Raw genomic sequence first — 233 nt, 5'->3', positions numbered from 1 at the left:
CTCGAAGGCATTTTCTGGTACGTCGAGCACCAGGCCGACAGCCACTGCATCGTCTTCACCGACAGCAACGACACCCTGCCCGCCCTCGCCCCGCAGCAACTGCCGTTCCACACCCAGAGCGTGACCCAGAAGCAGGACGGCATCACCCAGTGGAGCACCGGCTCGCAACTGCTCAGCGGCAAGCTCAACTGGCGCAGCGTCGACTACCTGGCCCACAGCCAGCCGCGGGAAAG

At 65.2% G+C, this 233-nt stretch carries 1 protein-coding gene; it reads left to right on the top strand.

What is annotated here, in order from left to right; genetic code table 11:
- Nucleotides 1-233, top strand: a 233-nt coding sequence (locus tag ACLEJW_RS23305; RefSeq protein ID WP_440778342.1) for a contractile injection system protein, VgrG/Pvc8 family, incomplete at both ends; no start/stop codon positions are given.

This window comes from Pseudomonas sp. SMSB3 (assembly GCF_052041965.1).
Taxonomy (GTDB): Bacteria; Pseudomonadota; Gammaproteobacteria; order Pseudomonadales; family Pseudomonadaceae; genus Aquipseudomonas.
The sequence above is the reverse complement of the archived record's forward strand: the minus strand, read 5'-3'. Positions and strand labels throughout refer to the sequence as shown.